We start from the raw sequence: 14,187 nt of genomic DNA, 5'->3' as shown, positions 1-14,187 counted from the left end.
GATTCAGGAGTCCTTTCGGCTTCGTCGGCCGTATCGCTTCTCGAACTTCTCGACGCGTCCCTGGGTGTCCATCACGCGGGCGGCTCCGGTCCAGAACGGGTGTGATTCCGACGAGACGTCGACGACGATCAGCGGGTAGGTGTTGCCGTCTTCCCACTCGGTCTCGCGGGCGGACGTGACGGTGGATCTGGTGAGGAACTTGTTGCCGGTACTCGAGTCCTGGAACACGACCGGGTGGTAGTCGGGGTGGATTCCTGGTTTCATTCTGTTGCCTCTCGTGATTGTTCTGCGTACGGGGATTCGCTGCTCTCGCAGGGGTCTTCGTGCCACTGACCGAATGGGTCGTTCCAGGCGGACCAGGCCGCAGGGTCTGCCATTTCGTCGTCGGACACCAACGCCCACTGCAGGGTTCGGTCGATCTCGGTGGGGTCGGCCTCGTGGACGAGGATGACCAGCGACGTGTCTCGATCACCGAACTTCTCGTCCCACCGCAGCGCCGACATTGCCCGACGGGTGGCGTCGACGCGGTCCTGCTGCTCCGGAGTCATTGCGGCAAGCCACTTTCCGGCGCTGGCGACGCGAAGGCCGCCGCCTGCCGATTCGATCCACAGAGCTTCGTCGGGCTGAGTGGCCACCCACGCCCGCCCCCGTGCGGTGACGACGCCGTCGAGCAATACGTCGATCGCCTCGTGGAACCGCTCGGGATGGAACGGCCGCGTGGCGGTGAACTCGACCAGGGTGATGCCGCAATCGACGGTCAGTGGCGGCTGTCCGCGCAACAGCGGTGAGTGCGCGTCGCTGATCGCACCGCGTCGTGCATCGGCAGGGACACTCGCGAGAAGTGCCGGGGCATCGACCAGTGCGTCCTGGGACACCCAGACGACGGGAGCATTCGGGGCCAACCGCGCCAGGACTGCAGCGAGTCGGGCGCGTTCCCACGCGTCGACGTCGGAACCTGCGGTCACGACGAGTGCATCGGCGTAGTCGACCTGACCGACCACCAACTGCGCGACGGTTCGATCGTCGTCGCCACTGGCGACGACGCCTCGGTCGGCCAACGCGTCGTCGCCGGTGGCGTCGGCCAACCAGGTTGCGGCGTCGAGGCAGTCGATCACTGCCTCGATGCGGACGTCACGCGAGGCCGGGCCGTCGATCTGCCCGACGACACCCGCAACGACGACGTTGTCCACGGCCCAGCACAGTGCCTCGGGCTCGAGCGCGGGGTCCATGGCGAGCACGATGCGATCGACGTTGCTGCGCGTCGACAGTGCCCGCAACAGTGGCAGTAGATCCTCCCGAAGGGTGCACGAGACGCAGCCGTGCGCCAGCTCCAGAATGCTCTCGCGCGGTTCCTCCCCCAGTACGGACAGTGTGCGACGCACGACTCCTTCGGCGACGCGGCTCAGATCGTGGCGGACCGCGACGGTGCCCGGCGCGAGCAGTGATGTCACGACCGCGTCCATGGCTCCGGTCCAGCCGGAGACGAGGACCATCGGGGTTCGATCGTCCGGTGAGTTGTTCACGAGCACCCTTCTTCTCGACAACGATTGTCATTACCTGCGAATGCACGCTACATTCGAGAACACGCTTTGTCGAAAACGATTGTCATAACGGCAAGAAAGGAGTGCTCATGTCAGCGCACTGCCAAGTCACCGGCCGCACCCCCGGATTCGGAAAATCGGTCTCGCACTCTCACGTGCGAACCAGCCGCAGGTGGGACCCGAACATCCAGCGCAAGACCTACTACGCGCCGAGCCTGGGCCGACGCGTCACCCTCACGCTCTCGACCAAGGGCATCAAGACCATCGACCGCGACGGCATCGACGCCGTGGTGGCAAGACTGCGCGCACGCGGGGAGAAGATCTGATGGGCAAGAGCACGGACGTTCGTCCGATCGTCAAGCTGAAGTCGACCGCCGGTACCGGCTACACCTACGTCACCCGCAAGAACCGTCGCAACGATCCCGACCGACTGGTGATGAAGAAGTACGACCCGGTCGTGCGCAAGCACGTGGATTTCCGAGAGGAGCGGTAGACAGTGGCGAAGAAGTCGAAGATCGCGAAGAACGAGCAACGCAAGATCGTCGTCGCCCGGTGGGCAACGCGTCGAGCGGAGCTCAAAGAGACCATCCGCAAGCCCTCGAGCAGCGACTCCGAGCGTGCGCAGGCTCGAGCAGCACTGCAGCGTCTGCCGCGCGATTCGAGTCCGGTACGATTACGCAATCGTGACGCTGCGGATGGACGTCCGCGCGGTTACCTTCGGAAATTCGGGCTGTCCCGCGTGAAAATGCGCGAGATGGCTCACCGCGGGGAACTGCCAGGCGTCCACAAGTCGAGCTGGTAAAGGGAAAAGGTTTCAGATGGCAGTCAAGAGAGCACCGTCGAAGAAGGTCCGCGCAGAGGCAGGCCGTCGACCGAAGAAGAACCCGTTGAACGCCGCCAAGGTGACCACGGTGGACTACAAGGACATCAACCTCCTTCGTCAGTTCATCTCGGACCGCGGCAAAATCCGCAGCCGTCGGGTCACCGGGCTCACCCCGCAGCAGCAGCGCCAGGTCGCTGTCGCAGTGAAGAACGCTCGTGAAATGGCATTGCTGCCGTTCACCAGCCGCTGATCCACACTTTCTTTCGGAGAGGCCACGTAGCCATCGGCTACGTGGCCTCTCTGTCGTTCCCGATCCAGAGATGAGCAGTCCGTAGATGTCCGGCGTCCTCGAGGGCTTCACCGTCATCTTCGTCGTCATCGCCCTGGGCTACCTCCTCGCCCACTTGAAGGTGCTCGGCGAGCACGGCCAGTTCGTCCTCAGCCGTCTCGTCTTCTTCGTCGCGACCCCTGCGTTGCTGTTCGTCACGTTGGCGAACTCGGACCTGTCGGTCATCCTCTCGCCCGTGTTGGCCGTCGCCGGTTCCACGGCACTGCTCGTCGGAGCGATCTATTTCGTCATAGCCAAGCTCGCCCTGAAACGGACCGTGCCCGACGCGACCGTCGGCGCACTGGCTAGTTCGTACGTCAACGCCGCCAACCTGGGCATCCCGATCGCCGTGTTCGTACTGGGCGACGCGAACTTCGTGGCTCCTCTGCTGCTGTTCCAGATCATGATCTACACCCCGATCGCGGTGACGATTCTCGACATCTCCACCAAGGTCGACGAGGTTTCCCTGTTCAAGACCGTCACGACGCCGTTCCGGAACCCGATCGTGTTGGCCGGCGCAGCGGGACTGGTGCTGTCGATTACCGGACTCGAGCTGCCCGAGGCACTGATGCAGCCGTTCCAACTCGTCGGGAATGCGTCGGTCCCCGGCGCGTTGCTCGCCTTCGGCCTGTCCCTCTACGGTGCCCGGGTGCTGCAGAAGGGCATCAGCCCGCGGCGGGACGTCGCTCTGGCCACCGTCTTCAAGATGGCACTCCAGCCCCTGCTCGGCTACCTCATGGCCCGGTTCGTCTTCGGTCTGGACGGGCACGATCTGTTCGCCATCGTCGTGGTGTCGGCACTACCGACAGCGCAGAACGTGTTCGTCTTCGCCAGCCGCTACCAGCGCGGTGTTGTGCTCGCCCGAGACACCGCGTTCGTGACCACACTCGTCTCGATCCCCGCCATAGCGCTCGTGACGGTCTTCCTCGCATGAGCCGAACACAAAGGTTCTCCTCAGCTCCCGGCGCTACGTTGGATTCATGAGGTTTCTCGCTGCAGGTGTCATGTTGTGCCTGCTGCTGGTCGGCTGCAGCACCGCCTCCGGTGGCGACGAGGACACAACCCCGACAGTCGGTTCCACCTCCCCAGTGGGGTTCGCCCAGCAACCCAGCGCCCCTCCGGTTCCGCACGAGGTGCCCGTCGGCGACGTCGGCACGATGTTCGAGCCGACGGCCGATCTGATCCGCGCCACCACCACCCCGTTCGAGTCGTGGAGCCAGATCTCCCCCAACACCATCGCGGTCCACTTCGTCACCGGCACTCCCGAGTGCTACGGAGCCGACGCGTCGGTCACCGAGACCGACACCACCGTCACCATCGAACTGCGTACCGGCACCCGGCCCGATGCCGCGGACAAGTCCTGCATCATGGTTGCCGTCTACGCCACCATGCAGATAACTCTCGCGTCACCGCTCGGGAGCCGCACCATCCTGAATGCGGCCTGACCCAGGCTTCGGTAGTGTCCGGCCAGTGAGCGATCATCTCCCCGACCGAGATCGGAGCCGGATTCGCGCAGCCGATGCGGACAGGAACCTCGTCGCGCAGTTGCTGAGCGACGCTTTCGCGAACGGCCAACTGACCATGAGCGAATACGACGAGCGCACCGCCGCGGTGTACCAGGCGAAGACCTACGGAGAACTCGACCTGCTGACCGGTGACCTGGTTCTCTCCCCTCCCCCTGCGGCCGCACCGCCCGGTGGCTCCTCGAACGACCGCGTGATCGCGATCATGAGCGGTGCCGTGCGGAAAGGACAGTGGACCCCCGCGGCGCGCATCGACGCGTTCGCCTTCTGGGGCGGTATCGAACTCGACCTACGCCGCGCGTCGTTCGCCGCCGAAGAAACCACCATCAACTGCGTCGCCATCATGGGCGGCATCGAGGTCACCGTGCCACCCGGAGTGAGCGTCGAAGTCCGCGGCATGGGCATCATGGGCGGCTTCGAACACGTCAGCGCGACGCACCCCGGCGCTCCGCGCGTGATCATCACCGGTTTCGCCTTCTGGGGTGGCGTGTCGGTGGAGATCAAGGCAGCGGAGAAGTAGCTACGATCGCCGACGCTTGAGGTAGTCGGTCACCACCGCGGCACCGAGTCCGTCGAGATCCGGCGCGATGACGCGTCCGCCCACCCGCTCGGCCATCTTGTCGACCACTCGCGCGAGGCCTGGATCGTCGCCGAGCCGGAAGATCGTCACCTGCGCACCCAGTTTGGCGACGGTATCGAGTTCGCGGACGGTCAACCCGAGGGTCTTCGACGACGGCGGATAGTCGAAGTACGCGTGGCCGTCGGGCTCGAGGTGCGCCGTCGGCTCACCGTCGGTCACGATCAGCACCACCGGTTGCGCATTGGGATGACGTCGCAGATGCCGAACCGCAAGCATCAGAGCGTGGTGCAGATTGGTGCCCTGGTCGTAGGCACCGTCCAACCCGGCCAGCTCGGAGGCCGTCAATGTCTGTGCGTGCCTGCCGAATCCGATCAGTTGCAGATCGTCTCCGCGAAATCGAGTGCTCACCAGGTGATTGAGTGCAAGTGCTGTGCGCTTCATGGGCACCCATCGACCGTCCATCACCATCGAGAACGACGTGTCGACCAGCAGTGCCACGGCAGCCTGCGTTCGCGTCTCGGTCTCGCTGATCTCGACATCGGTCACCTGCAACTGCACCGGGAAACCGGATCCTGTTGCCGCTGATCGCAGTACTGCATTGTTGACCGTGCGAGTGACGTCCCACGGCTCGGTGTCACCGAACTCCCACGCCCGCGACGCACCGGTGGGCTCACCCATCGCGCCTGCCTTGCGCGTGTCTCGCTCGCCGCCGCGTCGGGACAGCTTTCCCGCCACATCCTTCAGTGCCGACTGCCCCAACTGCCGCATCGCCTTCGGCGACAGACGCCATTGACCGTCGGCACCCTTGTCCATGAAACCCTGTTGCTGCAGCGCCTTTTCGAGCTCGGAGAGCATCCGCGCATCGGCCGCGGCTTCCGGGACCAGTTGCTTCAGCAACGCATCGGCGTCGATGTCGTCCAGGGCAGCCCCGTTGTACTGCTGTGAGAGTTGATTCCCCAGGTTCTCGAGGTCCGCGATGTCCTGGAGTGCACCGGTGCCGTCGCCGAGTCCCATCCCGTTCTCGCCGCGGAAGTTCTGCGAGCCGCCCCAGTCCTCACCGGGCCGGGCCTGCTGCAGATTCTGATCGAGCTGATCGAGCTGGCTCAACAGGTTCGAGTCACCGAAGGCCTGCTGCGCCAACGCATCGAGCTCTGCCCGCTGCTCGGGACTCAGCGAATTACGGAGCCGCTGGGCGGCCGCGGCTCGCTGGGCCAGGGAGTCCAACAGCTCCTCGACGCTCGACGGATTCTCCGGGAAGTGCTGTCCGTGCTTGTCCATGAACTGCTCGAACTGCTCATCGGTGTCCTCGCCCTTGTTGTGGGCGTCGAGCAACTCGTTGAGGTCTTTCAGCATCTCGCTGATGGCCTGACGGTCCTCGTCGGTTGCACCTTCGAGGGCCTGCTTCATGCCCGCGAAACGCTGGTCCAGCATCTCGCGTCCGAGCAGATCCTTGATCTTCTCGTAGTTCTCGCGTGCCTCCGACGAGCGCCAGTCGTAGTCCGAAAGCTCCTGCACTGCTTGCGCTGTGGACGGTGACAGGTCACCGATCTGCATCTCCTGGAACCGCGCGTCGTCGTCGAGCGCGCGCGCCAATGCTTTGCGTTCCTCGAGCACTGCCTTGTCCAGCAGCTCACGCACTTCCTGCAACGTGCCGTCGAGGTTGTTCTTCTTCAACAGGTCTCGTCGACGCTTCGCGGCCTGGGCTGCCAGGTCGTCGAGCCCGCGCATGTTCTTGGTCCCGCGGCGCAGCATCTCCTGCAGCGCCCGACGCGGCGACGCACCCTCGAGCACGTCCTCGCCGATGGCGTCGAGCGCCTCTCGCAGATCCACCGGTGGCGCAAGGGGATCCGGCCCGTCGTGATACCGCCCGTATCTGGAGCGACGCATCAGCTGTACACCGTCTGACCGTCGTCGTCGGGGTCCTTGGAGATCCGGCGCGCGAGGTAGAGACCCTCGAGTGCGAGTTCGACCGCGGCGGCCTTCTCGCCGTCCGAGGTGGCGTTGAGCCGCTCGTGGATGTCGCCGATGACCTCGACGTCGGGAAGCTCGTCGAGCAACGCCTTGGCGGTGATGCGATCGCCGGTGACGATGGGCTCGCCCGTCTCGATCGCCGTCACCAGAGCGGCGAGGTTGATGCCGCCGAGGTGGGCTCGGACGGTATCGGCAGTCGCCCGGCGCAACATGTGCTCGAGGACTTCGATTTCGCGGCCTTCCTCACCCGACTCGAATTCGACCTTGCCGCGGAGCACCTCGATGATGGTGCCGAGGTCGACCGGCCGGGCCACGGGCTCGGCCTCTCCGAGTATCGCTGCCCGGTGAACGGCTGCGGCAGCGATGGTTTCGGCCGCTGCTATGGCGAAGCGAGCAGAGACGCCGGACCGCTGATCCACCGACGGCGACTCGCGCAGCAGTCGGGTGAATCGAGCCAGCACCTCGAGCAGATAAGTGGGAACGGTGGCCTGCAGCTCCGCTTCCTGGTCGATGACGGCCACCTCGGCGTCGAGCTCGAGGGGGTAGTGCGTCCTGATCTCCGCGCCGAAACGGTCCTTGAGCGGGGTGATGATGCGTCCGCGATTGGTGTAATCCTCGGGGTTCGCGCTCGCCACCAGCATCACGTCCAGCGGCAGACGCAGGGTGTAGCCGCGGACCTGGATGTCGCGCTCCTCCATGACGTTGAGCAGCGACACCTGAATGCGCTCGGCGAGGTCGGGGAGCTCGTTGATCGCCACGATGCCGCGATGGCTGCGCGGAACGAGCCCGAAGTGAATGGTCTCGGGATCGCCGAGGCTGCGGCCCTCCGCCACCTTGACGGGATCGACGTCGCCGACGAGGTCGGCCACCGAGGTATCCGGGGTCGCGAGCTTCTCGGCGTACCGCTCACTGCGATGCCGCCACTCGACGGGCAGGTCGTCGCCGAGTTCCTTCGCTTTTCTGATGCTGGCGGGGGTGATCGGCTCGTACGGATGCTCGCCCAGTTCCGCTCCGGCGATCACCGGCACCCACTCGTCGAGCAGAAGATTCAGGGTGCGCAGCAGACGCGTCTTGCCCTGACCACGCTCGCCGAGCAGCACAACATCGTGACCGGCCAGAATCGCGCGCTCGAACTGCGGCAATACCGTCGATCCGAAACCGACGATCCCCGGCCACGGATCGGTGCCGTCACGCAATGCCTTCAGAAGATTTTCCCGCAACTCTTCCTTGATCGACCGCTGCCGATGTCCGGATGCCTTGAGTTCGCCGAGTGTGGAGATGCCAGGTTTGGTAGAGGTCACTTCTCCACGCTACGAGCGTTTGGCCGATGCTGCCATCGAGAGCAGAATAGCGCTGCCGCCGCGTTTGCACATATGCCTCTAGAACTGGACAAATCGCCCGCGTAAGTGCGACCTCGCTATACCGGGGCACCCGCTGCCCGGAGTGTTGCCCTCACCCGTGCCACAACCTCGTGGGTTCGCAGCCGCATCTGCTCGGAATTGACGCGGACGACCCGCCACTCGGCTCGGTCGAGATCTTCGAACCGCTCGATGTCCCGGGTCCGCTGACGCTCGTCGAGCCAGTGATGAACGCCTTCGTACTCCACCCCTACCTGCCAACGACGCCACCCCAAGTCGATACGTGCCACGAACCTGCCCGAACTGTCACGAATTACGATTTGTGTCTCGGGCTGCGGTAGCCCGGCCTCGACCAGTAAGAGCCGGGTGCGTGTCTCTTGTGGCGACGCCGAGCCACCATCGGCGAGGTCCAGCGCCTCGATCAACCGCCGGATTCCTCGGGTGCCCGGCCGCTGCAACGCATACTCACGTATGGCCTCGCCGTCGACCCCGGTTGCGGCCAACAGTGAGTCGAGGAAGACCACGGACAGCGGCGTCGGGACCCAACGCCCGATATCGAATCCAGTGCGCACGGGAGTGGACACCGCGAAGCCTTGGATGATCGTCACATCGTCGATATCGAACGCGTCGTGGTGAATTCGCAGGCCCGGCAACTGGTGTGATCTCCCGTTCGCCAGAACACTCGGCGGAATGCCCGGGTCGATCCACTTCGCGCCGTGGACTGCTGCCGCGGAGACCCCAGCAATCACGGCACCGTGGCCGACGCAGATCGACGCCGCGACGGCCATCGTTCGCGCATCGAGGATAGTCCCGCTACCGACATACGTGTCGCGAAGGACCCTCACGTAGTTTCGGCTCAGCTCGTACCTGCTGAGAGCGCCCGAGCGCACCGCTTGCGAACCCCGAAAGGGCCCGGCCTGAATCCCCATGGCTCAAGCCTGGCAGGGGCGACACCCTGGAAAGGCCCTGCTCAGCAATCTGTGGATAACTTCTTATTCATCCACAGATAGTCGACTTCGCAGTTATGCGGCCATAAATGGGGTAAAGGCCTGCACAACTGCGAACTCGGCGTCACGATCAGTGAGCGAAGTGCCGCGATCCCGTCAGATACAGCGTCACTCCCGCGTCCTGTGCCGCGGCGATCACTTCGTTGTCGCGTACCGAACCACCGGGCTGCACAACGGCTTTGACGCCTGCGCTCATCAGCACCTGCAGACCGTCGGGGAACGGGAAGAACGCATCGGAGGAAGCGACCGAACCGGCGACGCGATCTCCGGCTCGCTGCACGGCGAGATGTGCGGCGTCGACGCGGTTGACCTGGCCCATTCCGACACCGACGGACGCACCGTCGTGGGCGAGCAGGATCGCGTTGGATTTCACGGCCCTTCCTGCGCGCCAGGCAAATTCGAGATCCTTCAGCGTCGCCTCGTCGGCGGGTTCGCCGGCTGCGAGGGTCCAGTTGGCCGGATTGTCGCCGTCCGCGTCGAGCACGTCCCGCTGCTGCAACAGTGCGCCGCCGGAGATGGGTTTGAGTTCGACGCCCGAGGTGGGCGGTGCTACCGCGAGCAGCACGCGAATGTTCTTCTTGCGCTGCAAGACTCCGAGCGCACCGTCGGCGTAGGACGGCGCGATGATGACCTCGGTGAAGATCTCGGCCACCTGCTCGGCCATCTCGACGGTGACTTCGCGGTTGGCTGCGATGACGCCGCCGTATGCGCTCACCGGATCACACGCATGGGCCTTGCGGTGCGCCTCGGCGATGTCCTTGCCGACGGCGATGCCACACGGATTGGCGTGCTTGATGATGGCGACGGTGGGATCGGCGTGATCGAACGCCGCCCGCCAGGCCGCATCGGAATCGGTGAAGTTGTTGTACGACATCTCTTTACCGTGCAACTGTTCGGCCTGCGCGATGCCTGCAGCAGCAGAGGAGTCGACGTACAGGGCAGCCTTCTGGTGCGGGTTCTCGCCGTAACGGAGCACGGCCGAACGGTCCCAGGTGCCGCCGATCCATTCCGGGAACACCGTCTCGGTGTCGGGGGTCAGAACGCTGCTCATCCACGATGCCACCGCGACGTCGTAGGCGGCCGTGTGCTGAAAGGCCTGTGCCGCAAGCGACGTGCGCTCGGCGAGGGTGAATCCGCCACCGGAGACGGCCGTGAGCACGTCCTCGTAGCGGGCCGGGTCGACGACGACGGCCACCGACGGATGATTCTTGGCCGCGGCGCGCACCATCGAGGGTCCGCCGATGTCGATCTGCTCGACGCATTCGTCCGGCGTCGCGCCACTGGCGACGGTCTCGGTGAACGGGTAGAGGTTCACCACGACGAGCTCGAAAGCCTCGATGCCCAATTCCTCGAGCTGCGAAAGATGCTCGGGCTTACGGGTATCGGCGAGCACGCCCGCGTGCACCCGCGGGTGCAGCGTCTTGACGCGCCCCTCCAGGGTCTCGGGGAATCCGGTGAGGTCCTCGACCTTGGTGACCGGGATTCCGGCGTCGGCGATCTTGCTCGCCGTCGATCCGGTGGACACCAGAGCGACGCCTGCGCTGTGCAAGCCGGTCGCCAGTTCGATCAGTCCGGTCTTGTCGTAGACGCTGACCAGCGCGCGGCGCACTGCTTTACGTTCACTCATCGGATTATCTGAGCCTTTCGTCCATCGGAGGTGACACCTTTGGCGGCCACGGCTGCGATCACGTCGACCAGCAACCGTCGCTCCACAATCTTGATGCGTTCGTGCAACGCGGATTCGTCGTCGCCGTCGAGAACCGGTACGGCTTCCTGCGCCAGGATCGGCCCGGTGTCGACACCGGAATCGACCAGATGAACCGTCGAACCGGTCAGTTTGACGCCGTGGTCGAGCGCGTCGCGGACGGCGTGTGCGCCAGGGAACGACGGCAGGAGTGCAGGGTGGGTGTTGACGATGCGTCCGGTGTAGGCCCCGAGGAACTGCGGGCCGAGTATCTTCATGAACCCGGCAGTGACGACCAGATCGGGCCGGTGACCCAGGACGGCCTCGGTGAGGGCGACGTCCCACTGGGCCCGATCGGCATGGTCCTTCAGCCCGATTCGGAAGTTCGCGATTCCGGCCTCGTCGGCACGGCGGGCCGCGTCGCAGTCGCGATCGACTCCGACGGCGACGATGCGAGCGGGATAGTTCTCGGTGGCAGTCGCGGCTATGAGCGACTGCAGGAGCGAGCCGGTCCCCGACGCGAGGACGACGACCCGCGCGGGTGTCTCACGCAAGGCAGTCAGCGCACTACTCCTGAAGTATCGAGGCGGATCGTTCGAGCCAGCGGAAAGCCTAGTCGCTGCGCCTCCGAGCCCTACCGGGCAGGTCCGTCCTGGTCTCCGGGCGGAGCGACGACCTCGGCATCCAACGGTTCGTCGGTAGCGGCCTCGACGGGTGCGTCCGGTTCTTCGGCCGGGGGCATCTCGGCAGGGACGTCGTCCCCGACCTCGTCCACGACCTCCGCTTCGACGACCTCCTCGGCCTGTTCGTCATCCTCGGTCTCGGGTGGGGCGGCCTCGATCGCCAACTCGGCCGCCGGGGGTACTGGAGTCGGATCGGGCTCGTCCTGGACCGGCTCGGGTTCTGCTCGACGCCACACGACGAGGGCCGCGGAGGCGGACCCGACGACGGCCAACCACGCGAATGTCAGCAGCCCGAAGCTCCACACGGTGACTTCGACGGTGCCGAAGGTGCCGAGGTTGCCGCCTGCGGCGTAGCCGAACAACGCTGCCAGCACGCCGGTTGCCGCAGCGACGACCCACACGGACGACACGGCGACCTGGATGTCGGCACTGCGGATAGCACAGTCGCGGCCGAGCAGCAGGCCGGCACCGATCGGGACGACGAGCATCACGACCCAGATCGTCTGCGCCGGTCCTTCGGGGAGAACGGCGAGGATCGGCAGCGGCGGGAGCGGTCCTCCCGTCGTGGAGAACAGGCTGACCGACGCCTCGCCGAACCCGGCAGTAGAGCCGGTGGCCACCGCGAGGGCACCGATGACGACATTGGGGAGGTAGAGCACCGACACCACGGTCAGCCCGAGCATGCCGACGACATCGCGACCGCTCTCGACCAGCGCTCCCGCACTTTCCCAGGAGGCGAGCAGGGCCAGCAGTACGACGGCGGCGCCGCCTGCGGCAAGAAGCGATATCGCCCGCACGAACGGAGCAACCAGCGCGCGCACCCAGTCCGGGAGTCCGCGGCGGACCACCAGTGAGTCCCAGCGCGCGAGAAGCAGACCGGTGCCGGACGCGGCCGCGTGCACGCCTGCGACCCAGGAGAACGCGACGAGTGCGTTGGGGCTGGACAGTACGATGACGGTGGACGCATCCTTGGCGACGGCCAGGGCGATGGCGGTGACGGCGAGCGGGCCGGCCATCGACGCCGCGAACACCCATCGAAGCATGCGACGGTCGGTGTCGGAGTCGACGGCGTGGTGGACGGTTCGGGCGACGGACCAGCCGATGATCAGTGTCGGCAGAAGCGGTGCGACGCCGAGGGACGTCCCGCCGATGCTCAGGGGTACCAGGTGTACGGCGAACCACGACCCGGCGATCGCCCCGAGGGTTCCGGTCAGGTCGCTGTTGACGGAGACGAGGGTGATCAGAGCCAGGGTCGTCGCGATCACCACGACCAGCCCGGAGGTCTTGAAGGCCACTGCGGCGAGCATGCGCGACTGATCGGGCGTCGGTCCGGTGCCTGCGCGGGGAGCCCGGGCGGCCGCGCGTCGCGTCTCTCGGTTCAATAGATCGCTCATCGCAACGAGAGTCGCATCATCTTCGCGGCGCGCCGGTCAGGCGCGCCGCGAAGTCGATTGTGATGCCTGAATCAGTCGCGCTTGTTGTCGTCTTCCATGGCGGGAGTGGCACCGAACGATTGCGTGGGCGCACCGTACGGCGTCGACTGTTCGCCCGATTCGGGCTCGTCCGACTTGGCCGGGGGCTGACCGTATCCGGACGGCTGGCCGTACTGGTACTGATTCGGCGGGTAGGCCTGCCCCGCGGCCGGGCCGCTGGGACCGGTGTAAGGAGGTGGTGTGTAGCCGCCCTGGGGCGACGGGGCGTTGGGGGCGGACTGTCCGTACGGCGGCTGGGCACCCGGGTTGTAGGAATGCTGTCCCGACGCCTGCCCGCTCGGTGCTTGACCGCTGAGGCCTTGACCGAAGTTGGACGAGGTTCCCTGGGGCTGACCGTACGACGGCGGATTGCCGTAGTTCTGGGGCTGCGACGGTCCACCGAACGAGGTCGTCGGTGCGTTGTACGGGTTCTGCTGGCCGTATCCGGGCTGCTGGTTCTGATTGCCGTAGCCCGCGGGCTTGGGAGCCGGAGCCTTGACGATGCCCGCATCGAGCAGCAGTGCCCCCACCGCGGCGGCGGCTTGGACGAAGCCCAGGACGAGCACCAGGATTGCACCGATACCGAGCGAACTGGTGGTGCTGGCGAACTCGTTGCCCTCTGCGCTGGGCAGGCTGAACGACTGGAAGACCAGCACCAGCCAACCGGCGATCGCCAGGGCGGCCACCACGGCCTGGTTCCTCGCGTCCTTCTGCAGTAGCGAGGCACCGGCGATCAGGCCCGCAGCCAGCAGTAGCGCAATCGACACCGCACTACCACCGGACGCGAAGAAGGTGGTGCTGAACGACGTCTGAATGCTGCTCGGCAGTTCCTGAGCCGAGGTGACCTCGGCGGTGACGAGGTCGAGCAGTCCGAGCAGGAAGGTGACGATGCCGAGCCCGAGAATCACGAACGTGAGAACCTTCGGCAGGTTCGACAGCGTTGATCCGGATGACTTCGATTGCGGTGCGGCGGAAGCCGGGCCCGGCGCCGAGGTGCCGGGGACCGGAGGGCCGAAGGGATTGGACACCGACGGCTGATGGAAGGGCTGATTCTGGCCTGGATGACCTTGTGGGTTGGACGACGGCTGATTCGGCGAGGACGACGGGCCGTAGGACGGTCCACCTCCGCCGTAGCCACCAGAGTTGGAGCCCCCTGCTTCAGGGCTGCCGGGCGAGTAGGTCATCGCGTCTCCTCATCTGAGATTGTCCGTACCCCA

General features: G+C 65.7%; 16 protein-coding genes. 7 read left to right on the top strand and 9 right to left on the bottom strand.

All coding sequences use genetic code 11. The features are described from left to right. Positions 1 to 3: 3 nt before the first annotated feature. The gene (locus CH249_RS15740; RefSeq protein WP_032395752.1) at positions 4 to 264 is read right to left on the bottom strand and encodes a type B 50S ribosomal protein L31; all 261 of its coding nucleotides are present in this window, start codon (positions 262 to 264) and stop codon (positions 4 to 6) included. Further along, complete coding sequence (gene mrf, locus CH249_RS15735) at positions 261 to 1,493, bottom strand: ribosome hibernation factor-recruiting GTPase MRF (RefSeq protein WP_094631287.1); 1,233 nt, start codon at positions 1,491 to 1,493, stop codon at positions 261 to 263. Before mrf ends, CH249_RS15740 begins: the two co-directional genes overlap by 4 nt. 137 nt (positions 1,494 to 1,630) lie before the next feature. Here mrf and rpmB point away from each other — a divergent pair, with 137 nt between their 5' ends. The 7 genes from rpmB to CH249_RS15700 all read left to right on the top strand — a co-directional run bounded on the left by rpmB (position 1,631) and on the right by CH249_RS15700 (position 4,735). Further along, positions 1,631 to 1,867: a 50S ribosomal protein L28 gene (gene rpmB / locus CH249_RS15730; RefSeq protein ID WP_094631225.1), complete on the top strand. Its 237-nt coding sequence runs from the start codon at positions 1,631 to 1,633 to the stop codon at positions 1,865 to 1,867. Further along, the gene (gene rpmG / locus CH249_RS15725; RefSeq protein WP_170944568.1) at positions 1,864 to 2,034 is read left to right on the top strand and encodes a 50S ribosomal protein L33; all 171 of its coding nucleotides are present in this window, start codon (positions 1,864 to 1,866) and stop codon (positions 2,032 to 2,034) included. Before rpmB ends, rpmG begins: the two co-directional genes overlap by 4 nt. A 3-nt stretch (positions 2,035 to 2,037) precedes the next feature. Beyond that, the gene (gene rpsN, locus CH249_RS15720) at positions 2,038 to 2,343 is read left to right on the top strand and encodes a 30S ribosomal protein S14 (protein ID WP_045196459.1); all 306 of its coding nucleotides are present in this window, start codon (positions 2,038 to 2,040) and stop codon (positions 2,341 to 2,343) included. Between the two features lie 16 nt (positions 2,344 to 2,359). Further along, positions 2,360 to 2,614, top strand: coding sequence for a 30S ribosomal protein S18 (gene rpsR / locus CH249_RS15715; protein ID WP_008719028.1), 255 nt, complete (start codon positions 2,360 to 2,362; stop codon positions 2,612 to 2,614). 85 nt (positions 2,615 to 2,699) lie between these two features. Further along, positions 2,700 to 3,626, top strand: a complete 927-nt coding sequence (locus tag CH249_RS15710; RefSeq protein WP_094683242.1) for an AEC family transporter — start codon at positions 2,700 to 2,702, stop codon at positions 3,624 to 3,626. A gap of 46 nt (positions 3,627 to 3,672) precedes the next feature. Further along, positions 3,673 to 4,137 (top strand): hypothetical protein, encoded by a 465-nt coding sequence (locus CH249_RS15705; protein WP_032395756.1) that lies wholly within the window; start codon positions 3,673 to 3,675, stop codon positions 4,135 to 4,137. A gap of 25 nt (positions 4,138 to 4,162) precedes the next feature. Continuing rightward, the gene (locus tag CH249_RS15700; RefSeq protein WP_094683241.1) at positions 4,163 to 4,735 is read left to right on the top strand and encodes a DUF1707 domain-containing protein; all 573 of its coding nucleotides are present in this window, start codon (positions 4,163 to 4,165) and stop codon (positions 4,733 to 4,735) included. Here CH249_RS15700 and CH249_RS15695 read toward each other — a convergent pair whose 3' ends face one another. From CH249_RS15695 to CH249_RS15665, 7 genes are all read right to left on the bottom strand, one after another. Then, positions 4,736 to 6,682: a VWA domain-containing protein gene (locus CH249_RS15695; protein ID WP_094683240.1), complete on the bottom strand. Its 1,947-nt coding sequence runs from the start codon at positions 6,680 to 6,682 to the stop codon at positions 4,736 to 4,738. It lies immediately after the preceding gene. Further along, a complete protein-coding gene (locus CH249_RS15690; protein ID WP_094613808.1) occupies positions 6,682 to 8,067 on the bottom strand; it encodes an ATP-binding protein in 1,386 nt (461 codons plus the stop codon). The genes CH249_RS15695 and CH249_RS15690 overlap by 1 nt, the downstream gene beginning before the upstream one ends. 116 nt (positions 8,068 to 8,183) lie before the next feature. Then, a complete protein-coding gene (locus CH249_RS15685) occupies positions 8,184 to 8,912 on the bottom strand; it encodes a hypothetical protein (RefSeq protein ID WP_256988343.1) in 729 nt (242 codons plus the stop codon). A 289-nt stretch (positions 8,913 to 9,201) separates the two neighbouring features. Beyond that, positions 9,202 to 10,758 (bottom strand): bifunctional phosphoribosylaminoimidazolecarboxamide formyltransferase/IMP cyclohydrolase, encoded by a 1,557-nt coding sequence (gene purH, locus CH249_RS15680; protein ID WP_094631221.1) that lies wholly within the window; start codon positions 10,756 to 10,758, stop codon positions 9,202 to 9,204. Next, positions 10,755 to 11,378 carry a phosphoribosylglycinamide formyltransferase gene (gene purN, locus CH249_RS15675; RefSeq protein WP_306436639.1) on the bottom strand — a complete coding sequence of 208 codons (624 nt, stop codon included), beginning with the start codon at positions 11,376 to 11,378 and terminating at the stop codon, positions 10,755 to 10,757. The genes purH and purN overlap by 4 nt, the downstream gene beginning before the upstream one ends. A gap of 71 nt (positions 11,379 to 11,449) precedes the next feature. Continuing rightward, entirely contained in the window at positions 11,450 to 12,892 is a 1,443-nt protein-coding gene (locus tag CH249_RS15670) for a DUF6350 family protein (RefSeq protein WP_094683237.1), read from the bottom strand. Positions 12,893 to 12,963: 71 nt separating this feature from the next. Further along, on the bottom strand, positions 12,964 to 14,154 hold the full coding sequence (locus CH249_RS15665) for a DUF5336 domain-containing protein (RefSeq protein WP_143544499.1): 1,191 nt from the start codon (positions 14,152 to 14,154) through the stop codon (positions 12,964 to 12,966). Positions 14,155 to 14,187: the final 33 nt, after the last annotated feature.

The organism is Rhodococcus sp. 05-2255-3B1 (assembly GCF_002258545.1).
Lineage (GTDB): Bacteria > Actinomycetota > Actinomycetes > Mycobacteriales > Mycobacteriaceae > Rhodococcoides.
This window is presented reverse-complemented; position numbering and strand designations above follow the sequence as displayed.